Origin of the sequence: Bacteroides sp. AF39-11AC, from assembly GCF_003474285.1 — a bacterium.
GTDB lineage: Bacteria > Bacteroidota > Bacteroidia > Bacteroidales > Bacteroidaceae > Bacteroides.
Genome location: NZ_QROH01000010.1, coordinates 245,253 through 263,658 on the forward strand (window position 1 = coordinate 245,253; position 18,406 = coordinate 263,658).

11 protein-coding genes are annotated in these 18,406 nt (G+C 42.8%); 2 read left to right on the plus strand and 9 right to left on the minus strand.

The window, feature by feature from the left end; all coding sequences use genetic code 11:
- Window position 1: 1 nt before the first annotated feature.
- From DW036_RS21505 to DW036_RS21525, 5 genes are all read right to left on the minus strand, one after another.
- The gene (locus DW036_RS21505; protein WP_118466132.1) at window positions 2-3,955 is read right to left on the minus strand and encodes a hybrid sensor histidine kinase/response regulator transcription factor; all 3,954 of its coding nucleotides are present in this window, start codon (window positions 3,953-3,955) and stop codon (window positions 2-4) included.
- 57 nt (window positions 3,956-4,012) lie between these two features.
- The gene (dprA, locus tag DW036_RS21510; protein ID WP_118466133.1) at window positions 4,013-5,131 is read right to left on the minus strand and encodes a DNA-processing protein DprA; all 1,119 of its coding nucleotides are present in this window, start codon (window positions 5,129-5,131) and stop codon (window positions 4,013-4,015) included.
- Window positions 5,132-5,158: 27 nt separating this feature from the next.
- Window positions 5,159-5,572 (minus strand): thioesterase family protein, encoded by a 414-nt coding sequence (locus tag DW036_RS21515; RefSeq protein ID WP_118420814.1) that lies wholly within the window; start codon window positions 5,570-5,572, stop codon window positions 5,159-5,161.
- 197 nt (window positions 5,573-5,769) lie between these two features.
- The gene (locus tag DW036_RS21520) at window positions 5,770-7,059 is read right to left on the minus strand and encodes a peptidase U32 family protein (protein WP_118466134.1); all 1,290 of its coding nucleotides are present in this window, start codon (window positions 7,057-7,059) and stop codon (window positions 5,770-5,772) included.
- Between the two features lie 30 nt (window positions 7,060-7,089).
- Entirely contained in the window at window positions 7,090-7,554 is a 465-nt protein-coding gene (locus DW036_RS21525) for a DUF2059 domain-containing protein (protein WP_022393080.1), read from the minus strand.
- 90 nt (window positions 7,555-7,644) lie between these two features.
- On the opposite strand from DW036_RS21525, the gene dusB reads away from it, so the two are divergent.
- Window positions 7,645-8,625: a tRNA dihydrouridine synthase DusB gene (dusB, locus tag DW036_RS21530; RefSeq protein ID WP_118466135.1), complete on the plus strand. Its 981-nt coding sequence runs from the start codon at window positions 7,645-7,647 to the stop codon at window positions 8,623-8,625.
- Window positions 8,626-8,655: 30 nt separating this feature from the next.
- Here dusB and DW036_RS21535 read toward each other — a convergent pair whose 3' ends face one another.
- The 3 genes from DW036_RS21535 to DW036_RS21545 all read right to left on the minus strand — a co-directional run bounded on the left by DW036_RS21535 (window position 8,656) and on the right by DW036_RS21545 (window position 11,636).
- Window positions 8,656-9,621, minus strand: coding sequence for a phosphatase PAP2 family protein (locus tag DW036_RS21535; RefSeq protein ID WP_118222462.1), 966 nt, complete (start codon window positions 9,619-9,621; stop codon window positions 8,656-8,658).
- Entirely contained in the window at window positions 9,612-10,619 is a 1,008-nt protein-coding gene (locus tag DW036_RS21540) for an NAD(P)-dependent oxidoreductase (protein ID WP_118466136.1), read from the minus strand. The genes DW036_RS21535 and DW036_RS21540 overlap by 10 nt, the downstream gene beginning before the upstream one ends.
- 102 nt (window positions 10,620-10,721) lie before the next feature.
- A complete protein-coding gene (locus DW036_RS21545) occupies window positions 10,722-11,636 on the minus strand; it encodes a cation diffusion facilitator family transporter (protein ID WP_187374656.1) in 915 nt (304 codons plus the stop codon).
- A 254-nt stretch (window positions 11,637-11,890) separates the two neighbouring features.
- Here DW036_RS21545 and rnr point away from each other — a divergent pair, with 254 nt between their 5' ends.
- Window positions 11,891-14,035: a ribonuclease R gene (gene rnr / locus DW036_RS21550; RefSeq protein WP_022393085.1), complete on the plus strand. Its 2,145-nt coding sequence runs from the start codon at window positions 11,891-11,893 to the stop codon at window positions 14,033-14,035.
- Between the two features lie 40 nt (window positions 14,036-14,075).
- Here the strand turns inward: rnr and DW036_RS21555 are convergent, their stop codons facing one another.
- Window positions 14,076-18,110, minus strand: coding sequence for a hybrid sensor histidine kinase/response regulator transcription factor (locus DW036_RS21555; RefSeq protein WP_118466137.1), 4,035 nt, complete (start codon window positions 18,108-18,110; stop codon window positions 14,076-14,078).
- Window positions 18,111-18,406 lie beyond the last annotated feature (296 nt).

Here is an 18,406-nt window from a genome sequence, read left to right on the forward strand (position 1 = left end):
TCTACCCATGAACACCATCATGTTTCTGTAAATATTCACTTGGAGTAACTCCAAATTCTTCCTTAAAACATTTACTGAAATATTTGGGTGAGGTGAAACCTATAGCATAAGCTATTTCAGATATATTTTGCGTCCGATTGAGTAACATCATACAAGCATGTTTCATTTTTATATTCCGCACAAAGTCCAGAGGTGTCATTCCAGTCATAGACTTAATTTTACGGTACAGGGTAGATTTGGACATATGAACTTCCACTGATAGCTGTTCCAAATCGTATTCTACATCTTCCAAATGTCGCTCAATACTATCAATAATAGACTGCAAGAATTGCTTATCTGCCGAAGGATAAGCGAGGCTTTCCAAATTCAATTTTTCTTCTTTACGAAAGGTTATTTGTCGCATTTTTGAGGCCCTAACCAAATTATCCACTCGTGCAAAGAGTATCTTCAATTCAAATGGCTTGGCTATATATCCATCTGCACCTGCTTCATAGCTTGCTATTCGATCATCAACTCCATTCCTCGCTGTAAGTATAATCACAGGAATATGATTAAAACGTAAATCACCTTTTATGCGGGTACAAAGTTCCCAACCGTTAATATCCGGTAACATAACATCACAGATAATCACATTCACTTCATTGTTATTCAACTTATCATAGGCCGTCCGCCCGTCTACAGCAGTCAGCACTCTATATCGCTCCTTAAACATTTCTTTCATAACAGACAATAATTCTATATTGTCATCAATCAGTAAAATGGTAAACTGGTCCATATCACCAATCGAAACATAATCATCTACAACTATTTCATCCATATCAGCTTGTAGTACCATTGTTTCATTGAGCAACTCATCTGAAGTATATTCTTCTTTATCAATCGGAAGTTTTACCGTGAAACATGAACCTTGTCCTAAAACACTCTCTACCACTATAGTGCCATGATGCATATTGACCAAGTCTTTCGTTAACGAGAGCCCTATGCCATTCGATTCAATTCTTCTATTTTTCTTGTTACTATAAAAACGGGTAAAAATATGTTCTATCTCATTAGCGGAGATTCCTATACCTTCATCCTTCACTTTTACGACTAACATTCGATGCTTTTCCTCATTAACAACTTCCACTCTAACACGTATGAATTTATTGTCAGGTGTGTACTTAATAGCATTCGACAACAAATTATGTAATATTTTATCCAACTTATCAAAGTCTACATAACCACATAATTCCTCCATATCCGCATTAACCTCTAACGTGATATTTTTCTTTTGAGCAAGTGGCATAAAATTAACCTTGCAGATATTCACTATAAACTCTCGTATATTTCCCTCTGAAACATTCAATTTCAGCTTCCCCATATCCATCTTACGAAAGTCAAGTACCTGTTGTATCAGCCGTTTCAATTTATCCACATTTGCCCTCAGCATCACAGATTGCTGACGGGCAGTCGGAATTTTTTGCTCAAAATAGTCCGTAATACAAGAAATTACTGTAAGAGGAGTTAGCAATTCATGAGAAACATTAGTAAAATAAGTCAATTTCATTCGTGTCAGCTCTTCCTTCAATTTAATCTCACTCTTTAACTTCATACGACGGATATAAAGGTAAACAACAAGGTAGAAACATAGCGCGACAAGAACAATATACAAAAGATAAGCAAACCAAGTTTCATAATATGCAGGTTCTTTAATTATGGTCAATATCACTTCATCCTTTATCCACTCCCCCCGTTCAGACTCCAGCTTCAAATGAAGTTTATATGTCCCTTTTGGCAAGTGATTATAAAAAATTGAAAATTTACCATAATCTAACCAGATCCAATCATTATCCATACCTTCCAAACGATATGCCATCCGGTATTTAGTTTTCGTCGAATACAGAAGTGGAGAAAAGAATATTTCAACATTCCGGTCGTTCGGAGACAAAGTAATTTGGTTTATAGTGTTTTCCTCTGAAACATTATCAAAAAAGATACTTTTATCTTCCACTTTAATATCTGTAACATGTAAGTGTGAGATTACTTCATTCACAGATAAAGCACTATCAGTCCGAATATTTATAAATCCCTTATGCCCACCTACATACAAACCTCCTTGTCCATCTAAGCTAACCGCCTTATATCGGAAGACTTCTACCATTACATTTTCATCCGCAGTAGAATAGTTCAGATAAGTTTGCGAATTAATATTATACTGGAGAACTTTTTTATTAGTAATAATCCACACATTATCCTTGTCTGATAGTATCCCCAATACTGTACAATCATCTATCACATTATCCAATGGTACATTTTCAAATGTTTGCATTGTCCTATCGGACCTGAGAACTCTCCCTAAAGAAGTGTTCAACCACAAGCACCCTTCTCTATCAAAACAAATTCCATCTACTATTTCCTTTTCTGAAAGTATAGAAATCCCCCCTTTTAATTCGCAAAAAATACGATTATTAGTACAAGTTAAACGATAAATCTGCCTATCATACGATATTCCCCAAATTTTTCCCTCCATATCACTTGCCAGAGAAGATATTCTGGGAATATTCTCCTCTGAAACTACTAATGATTCACGATCAGGACACTTTACATTCAAGTTACCGTACCACACAGATATCCAAAGATTCCCTTCATTATCCTCAATTAAATCGCCAACTCCCCCCTCAGCAACAAAAATATCTTCTTCTACTTGTACTTTCATATCTTTTTGAGTCAACCTCATCACATGCGGCTCATTTCTTGAATTAACCCATACTCCTGGTTTATGAAGAGACTTCTTTATTATATTAACCTCTCCAATACCACTATCAACAAATAAATCATGTGACAAATTATACAAACACAATCCATGTCTATCCTGCTCAAACCACATGATACTATCATTATCTAAAGAAAGATTTAGGATATTAGTATCCCAACCAAGTTTTTTCTTTAGCTGGAGTAAAGGGAAATTACCCACATTAGGATTATTAAAAAGAATTGTATAACCTGTATCATAAGACCCTAACCATAAATTCCCCTCTCTATCTTTACATATGCGAGTGTACATCATATGTGTATCAATTAAATTGTGAATATCCACCATTTCTAATACCCCCGCATCTGTATACTTAAATACATAAAGTCCTGCATAAGAAAGCATCCATAAATAGCCGAATGTATCATCTTGCTCTATACTATAAATTGTCGATTCTGCCCAATTTATATTTGAATCAATCATCTTATATTGCTTATAACACTCTTCCCCTTCCTTATCCGGGAAAAATTGCCATAATCCACCTCCCCATGTTCCAAGCCAATAGTTATCAGAACTATCTTGATACATAACATAGGCTGCTGCCTCTATTTTAGGACATGGATAATGTATAAAAACATCCATTGTTGAATCATATCCAAATACCCCTGTTGTAGCTATTATCCAAATCCGGTTCTTCTTATCTATATAGATGGATTGTATGCCACCTTGATTTTTTCCTGCTGAAGTTACAAGGTCATATTCTTTCACAATATGTGCAGTCGAATCACATCTGTATATTCTCCCATCAGAAGCAACCCAAACATTTTCTGCTTGATCGACTGCCACATAATTAACAGGATGATTTTGAAATCTTTTATCTGGAAAAGGAAGAATACGGCACGTTTGTTTATCATACAAATTTATTCCTCCCCAGCTAGCAATCCACACATATAAACTATTATCATCTATATTTATAATCGCATTATCTGCCAACAGATTCTGATTTCTATAGTCGGAACGGAAATTCAATAGCCTATAGCCGTCATATCTTGCCAAACCATTCGTTGTAGCAATCCAAAGAAACCCTTCTCTATCTTGATGAATGTCTTGTATTTCATTAGAAGATAACTGGTTCAAGAAAGGGAATTGCCTAAAAAACATATGCTGTGCAGTAACTGTCAGTTCGCCCAGGAATAGAAACAAATAAAAGAATAAGTATTTCATAGCACTGTGATCTGATTATGGGAACAAAAATAGAAAAAAAATAATTCATAGTATTACCTATGCCAACAAATGATACATTCCTCCCACTAATGCCTTTACCACCCCTTTCATCTCTAATTCAAAAAGCAAACCAGTCATACGGTTTACGGGAATATCGGCTTCTACTACCAGTGCATTGACATGCAGATCTCCTTGGCGGGTAAGAATGCCGACAATACGCTCCTCTTCTTCACTCAGTTCGGGGAAAAGATCCCGTTGGATACCTTCCGGCTTAGCCGATTCTCCGGCAGACTTCCAGCCCATAGCTTCTATAAAATCTGCGGCAGACTGGATGAGAGCAGCTTTATTATCACGTATCAGCAAATTACATCCCCTCGAAGAAGCATCAGAAATGCGTCCCGGGACAGCAAAACAATCACGGTGATAGCCTACGGCAAGGTCCGCCGTAATAAGAGAACCGCCTTTATCGGCTGATTCTACCACAATGGTAGCATCGCTCATACCTGCTACAATACGATTACGACTTACAAAATTGTGGCGGTCAGGATTGGTCTCTGTTAGAAACTCGGTAAGAAGGCCACCATTCTCTAACATATCAATAGCTGTTTTACGATGGACATAAGGATATATACGGTCCAGTCCATGGGCCAGAACCGCCACTGTGGAAAGATGGTTAGCCAGCGCCGCACGATGTGAATGAATATCAATGCCATAAGCCAGGCCACTCACAACCAGGACATCGGGACAGGAAGCAGACAAATCACGAAGAAAGTCTTCACAAAACTGTTTGCCATATTCCGTAGCATTGCGGGTGCCTACCATATCAATAACGCGAAGACGGTTGAAATCAGTATTACCCTTGAAGAATAGAACTACCGGAGCATCTTCACACTCACGCAAGCGAGAAGGATAAGATTCGTCTTTTAACGTAAGGCAGGTCAGGCGATTCTTCTCCACAAATTCCATCTCATGTTCGGCACGTAGAAAAGCTGCGGGGTTATCAAGTGCAGCAGCCACAGCGGGACTTACACCGGGAAGGAGCTCGGGCAATTCTTTACGCTGACGGAAGACTTCGGCAGCACTACCCATACCGTCTATTAAACGCTTTGCCCCGATATGTCCTATACCGGGGCAAAGTGTAAGTGCTATACTGCAAATACGTTCATCGTTGTTCATGTAAGTGAGTGATTAGTGGGAGAGTGCTTAGTGATTAGCGGTAAGATAGGGTTCAAAGATTTTATCAAACAGTTCACTGTCGCTCAAACGTCCGTTCACCACACAGACCGTTTCAACCACCGCTTTAATCGCTATTTTATCATCACTTTTCCGGAAGATATCCTGATAGAAAACATACTTAATACTTTCCTTTTTCATGTAAAGTTTGGAAATGAACTCATCGCCACTCTTTAGTGGAGTTTTAAATGCCATATTGATGCGTGCCACTACCGGGTCTACTCCCTGTTCATGCAACTTGGCGAAACTCACGCCTGTTGACAACAGAAATTCATGGCGCGTATGTTCCAGATAATGCTGGTAATTCGCATTATTCACAATACCTTGCAGGTCACATTCGTAATCCCGCACCTTCATTTCCAACTCATAGATATATTTTTCCATACTATACTCTTTAATCCCAAGATGAGACACTTATGAGACACATGTGATACATTTACGAGACACTTGTGAGACACTTATGAGACACTTGTGATACATTTATGAAACACTTGTGATACACTTATGATACACTGTGATACACTTATGATACACTTTATCCCTAAAAACGGCATAAACACCAATAGTGTATCATAAGTGTATCATCCGCGAGTTTTTTCAATATCCAGTCCTTTGAATTTCTTTAATTCTTCCGTAGAAACCAACTTGTAAAGTTTGTCACTGGGACGTATTTTGTCCGCTTTCATCGAGAAATGCTGCCCTTTCTTCACCGTTTGCACAGGTTTCAGATCAACACGGGCCTCATCGAGCGTAGTAAACACTGCACCTGTAGTGGGACCGGTAATCAGTAACTTATCCCCCACATTCAACTCCGCAGCTTCTACCAAAAATTCTGCCACACCGATATTGGAGAAATATCTAATGCCTTTGCCTACATATATTTTCCGTTCCGTAGCCGCAGAACCGTAGTTCTTTGTCCACTCGCCAAGGCGTTGTCCCAGATAATAGCCATCCCAGAAGCCACGGTTGAATACTGTTTTCAATCGTTCATCCCATGCAGCAATCTTTTCATCGGTAAACGTACCGTCCAGATAAGAGCGGATTGCCTCTTTATAGCACTCCACTACCGTACGGACATACTCCGGTCCACGGGCACGCCCTTCTATTTTGAATACCCGCACGCCTGCATCCAGCATCTTATTCATAAAATGGATGGTTTTCAGGTCTTTGGGAGACATGATATACTGATTGTCCACTTCCAGTTCCACATCCGTCTCTTTATCACGTACCGTGTAAGAGCGGCGGCACACTTGCATACAGGCACCACGGTTAGCCGAGTGGTTCATCTCGTGAAGTGAAAGATAACATTTTCCGGACACTGCCATGCAAAGTGCACCGTGGCAAAACATCTCGATACGGATAGGTTTTCCGTTTGGTCCGCAGATATTCTCTTCGCAGATATGACGGTAAATCTCGGCTACCTGTTCCAGATTCAATTCGCGTGCCAACACCACTACGTCAGCAAACTGTGCATAAAAGCGCAGTGCTTCCACATTCGAAATATTCAATTGTGTGGAGAGATGCACTTCCTGATCTATCTGCCGTGCATAACTCATCACAGCCACATCCGCAGCAATCACTGCAGAGATACCGGCTGCTTTTGCCGCATCTACAATGGTACGCATCAGCGCCAGGTCTTGGTCGTAAATAATGGTATTAACGGTGAGATAACTTTTCATCCCGTGCTCATCGCACGTATGCGCTATTTCCTTCAGGTCGTCGACGGTGAAAGTATTCGCCGAACGGGCACGCATATTCAGGTTCTCAATGCCGAAATAGATGGAATCGGCACCCGCCTGGATAGCCGCTGCGAGTGATTCGCGCGAGCCGACGGGTGCCATGATTTCAAAATCTTTTATAGTAAGGTTCATTTATACTTAAATCAAAAAAATCACTAATTATCATTTGTTTCCCTGTGCATCCAGGTCTTTCTGGAGTTCTGTGGCAATCTCCATGCCCAGCTGTTGTCCGATCTGCATACCTTCGGTCATCATAGCAGGCGTAGATGCACCCAGCTTCTTTCCGACAGGTGTTTCATAAAAAGCAACGATTTTCTTCAAATCATCCAATGTGAGATACTTCTGATAGACAGGAGCATAAAGTTCCGCCAGCTTACTTCCGAATTTAGTTTCCCACTTCTTCTGGAAACCATCCCAGAAAGCGGTTGAAGCCGAAGGCGACTGTTGTTTCAACATAGCTATCATCTGTGGTACCATAGCCTTTGCAGATGCCATAGAACCGGATAATTCAAGCATTTTTTCCAATGTAGCCTTGTACTCGTCATTTGGAGCCTGTGCAGAAACAGAAGGTGCAGCAGCAAACAGCATGGCTACACACATCACTACTAAAACCAAACCTTTTCTCATAATTCTATAATAGTTAAATAAATGAATGATACAAAGGTAGGCTTTTTTCCGTATTTTTGCAGCGAAATAATCATTTAGTTCAATTCATCCATGAAGATAGGCCACATAGATCTGGGCGAACGCCCCATATTTTTAGCTCCGATGGAGGACGTCACCGACCCCGCATTCCGACTGATGTGCAAGAAGTTTGGCGCCAATATGGTGTACACTGAATTTGTATCGGCAGATGCCCTGATACGTTCCGTCAGCAAAACCGAGCAGAAACTGAATATCAGTGACGAAGAACGCCCCGTAGCCATACAGATATATGGTAAAGACACAGAGACCATGGTGGAAGCCGCACGTATTGTGGAAGAAGCACGACCGGATATTCTTGATATTAACTTTGGCTGTCCCGTAAAGCGCGTAGCAGGCAAGGGTGCAGGTGCAGGTATGTTACAGAATATTCCCAAGATGCTTGAAATTACCCGTGCCGTAGTAGATGCCGTAAAGATACCCGTCACCGTAAAAACCCGTTTGGGCTGGGATGCCAACAATAAAATCATCGTAGATCTTGCCGAGCAGTTACAGGATTGCGGTATTGCCGCCCTCACCATTCATGGGCGTACCCGTGCACAAATGTACACCGGTGAAGCAGACTGGACACTTATCGGTGAGGTGAAGAAGAACCCGCGGATACACATTCCCATTATCGGTAACGGAGATGTCACTACCCCTCAAAGGGCAAAAGAATGTTTTGAGCTTTACGGAGTAGACGCAATCATGATAGGCCGCGCCAGCTTCGGCCGTCCGTGGATATTCAAGGAAGTAAGGCATTATCTGGAAACAGGCGAGGAATTGCCTCCGCTGAGTGCGGAGTGGAAATTGAGTGTATTACGTCAGGAAGTAGTAGACAGCGTCAATCTGTTGGATGAACGAAGAGGGATTCTGCATGTACGCCGCCATCTGGCAGCAAGTCCGTTGTTTAAGGGAATACCCAATTTCCGGGATACACGCATCGCTATGCTACGGGCAGAAACGAAAGAAGAGTTGTTTCGTATATTCGATACAATCAGTCCGTTACTGTCTTAAATATATTCAAAGGGGGATTCTATCACACAGTTACTTAAACATTGGCTGTGCGAACCATCTCTTAAACATCCACGTCACCACCACATACAGGCCGAAAGCTGAGATGAACCCTACAATCGAGTCGATGAGATAATGTGCCTGGATATACACTGTGGCACAGCAAAGCAGTATATAAAATGGAAACAGACATGCAAACAGCCAGCGACTGCCACGCCATGCCATAATCATCAGGAGCGTGGAGATACCCACATGTGAACTGGGAAAAGCCGCCGTAGGACGCTCACCAATTTGCTGTGACCCCTCTACCAGGTTGTAGAAGAACCCATGGTCGTATCCCGGTCCGGGCAGCAACTCCTGATTATGGTTGAAGTAATCTCCGATGGAAGGGAACACCCCTTGCGCCACATTATCATCTCCGATAGCCGGAAAATAGAATTGCGGGCCTGCCACCGGAACAAAGATATAAACCAGATAATAGATAAAGAACGAAGTGACCAACACGAATGATAACTTTTCGAAGTACTGAAAACGGTAGATAAAGTACCAGAGCACCACAATCAGAATCATCGGATAGTAGAAGAAATACCCCATATTAAACGGCTCACTCACCCACATCTGCGGAAAACGAAGACAGAACCATACTGCCGGTTGTCCGTTGAACAGCCACTGTTCGGCCGAAGCAAAAACATGGTCAAGGTTCGGGAATATCCGGTTAAACTCAAATGTATCGGGGTACCAATAAGAGAGCAGGGACATCTGGATGGCAATACGCACAAAAGCAGAGAACTTACAGGGTGCCAGCCGGTAAAGATACATCAACAGGAATGTCATGCCGGCAATCATGGCACGATCAATCAGCATCTGTACAGGATGATCCATTTCCTGGAAAAGAAACAAGATCAAAATAGAAGTCAACAGATTATATATAAGTGTTATCTTCTCGACTGCAAACAACCCTTTCCGGGTTTCTACCTTTTTAAATAAATCTAAAGCCATCCCTCGTTCTTATACCAGGCAACGGTTTCCTTCACGCCTTGCTCCAGATTATACCGGGGCGCAAATCCCAACTCTTTTACAGCCGGGGTAATGTCACATTGCCAATTGCGTTGTTTCATTATGTTATACTTATCAGAATTGAGCGTACTTGGTATCTTGTTCCACCTTGCCCAGGATTCAGCGAGCAAAGATACAACTTTCAGCACAATTAACGGACATATCACCCGAATTACAAACGGATTACCCAATTCTTTCCGTATCAAATCGGAAAAAGCACGGCTACGATACACCTGACCGTCTGCCAGGAAATAGGCACGGCGGCATACCTGTTTCTCGATGCCGAGGAACACAGCCTGCACAATATCTTTCACATAAATAAATGTCAGATCCTGACGGCGGAAACCGACTGCAAAATCCGTATGTTGCTTGATGGACTTAGCCATCAGGTAGTAATCTTTTTCACGCGGGCCATATACTCCCGTAGGACGATAAATAACATAGGGGAAGCCGGGAATACTTTGCAAATAAAGCTCGGCTTTGAGTTTGCTCAATCCGTAAGCGGTATTGGGCAGGGGCGAATCTTCCTCTGTAATCGGTTGGTAAGTTTTCTCATGAATAGGACCGAATACGCTCAGCGTACTAATATAAATAAACTGTTTCGGTATCATGTTCAGCTCGCGAAGAGTATCGACGAAATATTTCGTCTGCAAATAATTCACCCGGTCGAATTCCCGTTTATCGGTACACTTGGTTACACCGGCACAATGGATGATATAATCAAACTTGTTATACGTTCCTTTGTGTCCGGAAAGTTGGGCACGCAGTTCATTGGGATGTGCAAAGTCCAGTTCAAGGATATGTATCTTACGGTTGCGCAAATACTCCCGGCTACTGCTAGAACGGATACCCGCCCACACGCCGAACTTCCGCTTCAACGCTTCTTCCACGATGAAACTTCCAATAAATCCGCTGGCTCCTGTAATTAATATACTTTCCACCCGTTACTCTTTACGTTAAACAAATGTATAGAGTGATTAGTGTTTAGTGACAAGTGATTAGCACAGGAAACCTGCTAATCATTTATCACTAACCGCTTGTCACTATTTCAACGGTTCGACATGAATACCCACATGTGTACCCCTACCGAACATCTCTTTCAGCTTGTTCTCTATTTCCGTCGCTGTCCGGTGTGCCTCTTCCAAAGGAATCTTGCCATCCATACGCACATGTACTTCGATGGCACAATAGCTCCCAATACGGCGTGTGCGCAAATGATGCGGTGAACTGACACCGGGAAACGACAGAATGATCTCCTGTATCCGGTCTTCCACCTCGGCAGGCAACGATTTCTCCAGTAGTTCATCTACACAAGGTATAAGCAACCGGATAGAGACTTTCATTATAAAGAAGCTCACCACCACTGCCGCTATCGGGTCGAGTACCCGCCAATGGGGTCCCAGCAAAATAGCACCACCAATACCGATAGCTGTACCGATGGAAGAAAGTGCATCACTCCGGTGGTGCCACGCATTGGCAATCACCGCCTGTGAGTTCAATTTCTTCCCCTTGAATACTGTATAGTGATAAAGAACTTCCTTTGAAACAATGGATATCAACGCCGCTGCCAGCGCCAGGATACCCGGTTCCTGCAAAGAATCTCCCTGCAAGAAACGATAAATGGACGATGCACCGCTCCAGAGAATGCCAAATCCCACAAACAGCAACAGAATACCGATAATAGCCGTAGCCAATGTCTCGTACTTTCCGTGCCCGTAATCGTGGCTTTCATCCTCGGGCTTGGCAGATATGCGTACAAATACAATCACTATAATGTCAGTGACAAAGTCCGACAATGAATGAACCGCATCTGCCAGCATAGCAGCACTATGACCGAAAAAAGCGGCAAAGAACTTGAACACAAGCAAGAGGAAGTTTACAATGCTACCCACCACGGTCACCCGGTAAATACCTTTTTCCCGTTCGGTGTTTTGCTTATCCAACGCTTGTTCCATCATCCAGCCGTTTTTATAAATCGTTGCAAATATAGTACATAAATCCGTTTGCTTCTGCAATTTACCGGTTATTTTCTACCAACAAAGAATATTTTGGGGGTAGATTGAACGACTGATAGCAATTATTTGTTTACTTTGTAGGCGTGAGTTAGCTACAGGTTACGAGCTACAAGCTACAAGTACTATGCAGTCCAATACTTATTGTAGCAGTTTTTATACTTGTAACCTACAACTCGTAACTAAAAACTTTTAAATATATGACCAAGAACAAAGAAAAGAAAGCCGGCAAACGGATGAAGAAAAAAGAACTCATCGCCGCGCTAATGGATTTTTTCCATTCAAAACCCGACGAAGTACTGTCTCTAAAATACATATTTGAACAACTTCACCTCACCACGCATCCACTGAAGATGTTGTGCAGGGATATCCTGAGTGACCTGTTGCTGGACGACTACATCACCGAAGTGGATAAAAGCAAGTATAAACTGAACAACCACGGTGTAGAAATGGTGGGTACCTTCCAGCGCAAAAGTAACGGAAAGAACTCTTTCATTCCCGAAGGTGGCGGCGATCCGATATTCGTTGCCGAACGTAACTCGGCACACGCAATGAACAATGACAAAGTACGCATCTCCTTCTATGCCAAGCGTCGTGGACGTGAAGCCGAAGGGGAAGTCATCGAAATACTGGAACGCGCCAACGATACCTTTGTCGGTACATTGGAAGTAGGCAGTTCATATGCTTTCCTCGTAACGGAAAACCGTACGCTTGCCAACGATATCTTTATCCCGAAAGAGAAGCTGAAAGGCGGAAAGACAGGTGATAAGGCCATCGTGAAAGTGGTGGAATGGCCCGACAAAGCCAAAAACCCCATCGGGCAAGTCATCGACATTCTGGGTAAAGCAGGCGACAATACCACCGAGATGCACGCTATCCTCGCCGAATTCGGTTTACCTTACGTTTACCCTTCATCCGTAGAAAAAGCTGCGGACAGAATCCCTGCCGAGATTTCTGCCGAAGAGATTGCCAAGCGCGAGGACTTCCGGAATGTGACTACTTTCACCATCGACCCGAAAGATGCCAAGGACTTCGACGATGCTCTCTCTATCCGTAAAATAAAGGATGGCTTGTGGGAAGTAGGTGTACACATTGCCGATGTCACCCACTACGTCACCGAGGGCAGCATCATCGATAAAGAAGCTGAAAAGCGTGCCACATCTGTTTATCTGGTAGACCGTACCATCCCGATGCTTCCCGAACGCCTCTGTAACTTCATCTGCTCCCTGCGTCCCGATGAAGAGAAACTGGCATACTCGGTCATCTTTGAGATCAATGAAAAAGGAGATGTGAAGGATTCACGCGTAGTACATACGGTAATCAAGTCCGACCGCCGCTTCACTTACGAGGAAGCACAACAGGTGATTGAAACTAAAGAAGGTGACTTCAAGGAAGAAATCCTGATGCTGGATACCATAGCCAAGGCATTACGCCAAAAGCGTTTCGTATCCGGAGCCATCAACTTCGACCGCTACGAAGTGAAGTTCGAGATAGACGCAAAAGGCAAACCCATCAGCGTTTACTTCAAAGTGTCCCAGGATGCCAATAAGCTGGTAGAAGAGTTCATGCTGCTTGCCAACCGTACCGTAGCCGAGAAGATCGGTCGCGTACCGAAAAACAAGAAAGCAAAGGTATTCCCTTATCGTATCCACGATCTTCCGGACCCGGAAAAGCTGGATAACCTGGCGCAATTCATTGCCCGATTCGGCTACAAACTGCGCACCAGCGGTACGAAGACGGATGTATCCAAGTCCATCAACCACTTACTGGATGATATTCAAGGGAAGAAAGAAGAGAACCTTATCGAAACCGTATCCATCCGTGCCATGCAGAAAGCGCGTTATTCCACGCATAACATCGGGCACTACGGATTGGCATTCGATTACTATACACATTTCACCTCCCCCATCCGCCGGTTCCCGGATATGATGGTACACCGCCTGCTCACCAAATACCTGGATGGCGGACGCAGTGTTTCCGAAACTAAGTACGAAGATCTTTGCGACCATTCCAGCAACATGGAGCAGATAGCCGCCAATGCCGAACGGGCTTCTGTGAAGTACAAACAGGTAGAGTTTATGACGGAACGTCTGGGACAGATATTCGACGGTGTAATCTCCGGCGTAACGGAGTGGGGTCTGTACGTAGAGCTGAACGAAAACAAGTGTGAAGGTATGATACCTATCCGCGACCTCGATGATGACTATTACGAGTTTGATGAAAAGAATTACTGCCTGCGCGGACGCCGTAAACACCGCACATACAGCTTGGGCGATGCAATTACCATCAAGGTAGCACGTGCCAACCTGGAGAAGAAACAACTGGACTTTGCTTTGGTAGACTAAATAATGTATGAAGGCGCGGAATCCGCGCCTTCATACATTATTATTGTTTCTGCTTTACATATCCGGAAGGTGACACCCCATACTCATTCTTGAAACATTGCCGGAAATAAGCCACGCTACTAAATCCCGTCATATAGGAAATCTCTGAAATTGTATATTCACCGGATATCAACATCTCCACACTTTTACGCATCTTTACCTTACGAATAAACTCATTGGCCGACATATCTGCCAAGCCTTTAATTTTTCGATATAGGGTAGAATGGCTCATACACATTTTGTCTGCAATGAAAGCCACATCCATCTTTTCCATCTCTATGTTCTCCTCGATGATCTGCGTAATTTTCTGCATAAACTCATTATCCAGCCTGTTCAATGAATTTACAGCTTGTTCCTGAGCTGGTTTCACATCGGCCAGCAATAATTGCGAAGCAATCTTCTTGCGTGTTTCCAGCAAGTTATTAATGCAGCTATGTAGCAGTCTTGCACTGAATGGTTTTGTCAGATAAGCATCCGCACCCGAGGCATAGCCTTCCTCCTTGTCATGCAAAGAATCCTTGGCCGTCAGCAGGATTACCGGAATATGACTGGTACGCATATCCTCTTTTACTTTCTTACAAAGCTCCACTCCATCCATAATCGGCATCATGATGTCCGATACTATAACATTCGGAATCCGCGCTTGTGCCAATTCCCAACCCTCTTGTCCGTCTTTGGCAGTAATCACTTCATAAATATCAGCAAACGAACTTTTTATATACTCACGGATATCAGAGTTATCCTCCACCACGAGCACAATGGGACATCCGTCCAAAGCAGGTTCCATTCCGGCTATATCCTCCGTTGGAATGGGCAGTTTTTTCACCTTGCTCTCCACATGAATGGCATTGGGATAAGTGTTTTCCGTCAGCAGGCGCAAAGTAAAGGTGGTTCCCACTTCCGGTGTACTCTCCACTTTCAGCGTACCTTCGTGCAAATCAGTAAGCCCTTTCACCAGTGCCAGACCAATACCTGAACCTGATGCCTGAAACTTACTTTTAGCCTGATAATAGCGGTCGAAGATATGCGGCAATGCTTCCGGCTCAATGCCATGCCCGGTGTCTTTCACACTGATTTCCGTATATTTTATCTGCATTTCCTCTACCGAACGCAAGGTCAGTGTTATCTCTCCTTCCGAAGTATATTTGACGGCATTACTCAATAAATTATCCAATATGATGGTGATCATATCCACATCATAGAACAGCTCGGCATCTTCGGTTTCAATATGGATGTGGTAAGTCACCTTATTGTTGGGGTTCAGTTCTTTATAACGTAACCCGATTTCCTGTACCAGTTGCGCCAGATTTCCCCTTGCCACTGTCAGTTTCCGGTTTTGAGTCTCTGTTTTACGGAACTCCAGAATACGATTGATTAGATTCAGCAGGCGGGTAGCACTATCGTGAATGATACTGATCTTATTGGCATGCTTGGGAGACAGAGTACCGTCACTCAGCAGATCTTCCAATGGCCCCAGAATCAGTGTCAGCGGTGTACGCAACTCGTGCGTGATATTGGTATAGAAACGCAGCCTTTCATTGTTCAGTTCCAAGTCATTCTGACTTTTTCTGCGTTCCAGATTCAATGAGCTTTCCAAATCTATCTTATGCTTATAGAAATTAAGTAATCCATAGAGGGCCAGGACAAAGAGCAATACATAAACCAGTTTGGCATACCATGTGAGCCAGAACGGTGGCCGTATATGAATCACCAGCGAAGCCTCTTTCTCATCCCATTCCTGGTTGCGAATACGTGTCTTTACTTTAAAGACATACGTACCGGGAGAAATATTACGGAAAGTTACCTGATTCTCTCCTTGCGTATTATACCAGGCTTTTTCTAACCCCTCCAGCATATAAGTAAATTCTACTTGCGGGCTTTGAGTATAGTCCAGTACATTGAAAGATATCTTGAATGTATTCTGATTATACGGCAAATTTATCTCCCCATCGGCAATAGGCATCGGCAATTCCTCGTCATGACTCTCTTTCATACGGTGATACGTACAAAAACGGGTAATGGCAATAGAAGATACCTCACGATTAGTAGGAATATCCTTGGGATTAAAATAACACGCACCATTCTGTGAACCAAAATACATGGTGCCATCAGAAGTCATGCAGGTAGACCCATTCATAAAATCACCCATAGGCACTCCGTCGTGATGGCTATAATTATAAAACACCTTCTTCGCCTCATCCAGCCGGGAGACTCCACCATTCGTACTGATCCATATTTGATGAAGCTTATCCTCAGTAATAGCACGCACCTGACTGTTTTCCAGGCCATTCCGTTCTTTAAAGATTTCATACTCCTCCGGGTTGGCCGTATCATGGAAAAGTACCACTCCCTCACGCGTAGCAACTAATATCCTTTGTCGGGAATCCTGCATCATATGGTTGACGGCATTCGAACAGAAACCATTTTCAACCACGAAATTATATATAAGCTTATTGTTCGGATCGAATACCGAAATACCTTTGCCGAATGTTCCTATCCACAGTTTATCTTCTTTATCCCGCAAGATACCATGTATCTTTGTATCCGGCAGCTGACTTTGAATGAAACCTGCCACTTCCAGCTTTCCGTTTTCATAGATATAAAGTCCGCTCTCCGTCCCAACCCAGATACTCCCGTTTTTATCTTCATAGAAACAATGAACATTCAGGGTTTCCTCGTGAGACGTTTTACCGATACGGGTCATTTTCCTGTTTTGCGGGTCATACAAAAGAATGCCGTTCAGATAAGTCCCCATCCACAGCCGGTCCTGAGAATCTTTGTACACAACATTAATATGAGTATTGGATTGAGTCTGATAAGAACGCAATAAAAAAGTATCTATCAGCTTATTCTTCTGAAAAACAGCAAACTCACCTTCGCCACCAACCAACACTTTATCATCTTTTGCAAACAATCCCCAAACTTGCTTACTACTCTGTTTACCGTCTCTTTCCACCGTGTAGGGCAACATATTAAAAATGGGCTGTGCATAACTTATAAAATCGACTCCTCCCCGGTAATTTCCCAGCCAGATGTTCCCGAAGCTATCTTGAAAAGCACATTTGGCATTAGGCCCCGACAGACCGTGTACATCATTGGTAGCAGGTATATTCTGAAAATGTATATGGGTTGGTGAAGTAAATGCATTCTGTTGCATATCAAGTATACTGACACCACCCATATTGGTGCAGATCCACAACCGCCCGTCCCTCATCTGTTTTATATCCAGCACCTGATTGGAAAGCAACGAGTTCTCATCGCCCGGAATATGCCTGAAAGTGGTGAACTTCTCGGTTACAGGATTAAAGATGGATAGTCCTTTGTTAGTACCTACCCATATATTCCTTTGTTCATCTACACACAAGGCAACGACAAGTCCTCCCGGAAGGCTATCCGGATCATCGGAAACGTGCTGATACCTTTTTATTGTATGATCTTTTAATGAAATGACACTCATCCCCTTGCCATCATGCCCGACATACAGATTTCCCCGACCGTCATCACAGGCTATATAGTTTTTCAATCCACCCAGTCCTTTCACATTGTGTTCATAGTAATGAGTGAATTTCCCGGTTTCGATATCATAATAATGGATACCTACATGATAAGTGGTAATCCATAACCCTTTTTTATCGAAGGAAGGAATGATATTGGTAATATCATTGGTTGCAATAGTGCCATCCCCCGCCCTGTATACAGTGAACGTATCCGCATCACAATCGAACACGCACAGGCCTTCACGTTGGGTAGCTATCCACACTTTATTGTCGCGCGGATCGGCACACACACAGTTCAGTTCATTGGCACTCAACTTCGAGGTATATTTTTTATAAACCGTAAACTGCCTGCCATCAAATTTATTCAACCCACCCTCGGTGGCAAACCACATACATCCTTGTTTATCCTGGGTAATCCCCACCACGTAATTGCTGGATAGCCCGTCTTCTACCCCCAGTCTTTTAATCGTATAGGGTTGTGCTTCCGATTTTGCAACCAAAAGAATAACCAGCCCCAGAAATAGCAGAGTGTTCTTCATTTGAATCTGTTTTATTTTAAAAGTAATAACCTGAAACCTGTATATAGTTCCTTACGAAGTAGTCCCAAAGATGCACTAAAAATTCAACATAAACCAACCAATAATTCGTCTTGAACGATTTTTGTATTCTACTTGCCTATTTTTCTATCTATGGCTTTCCTTTTAGCATCTAATTTTGCAATGACAAAAGTATAAAAACTAAAAAATCTAATATTAATGAAAAGAAGAAATTCTCCAAGTTTTTTAGGTAACCGGCCTCTCATTGAGGGAGCCGATTTATCCGGATTACTAATTCA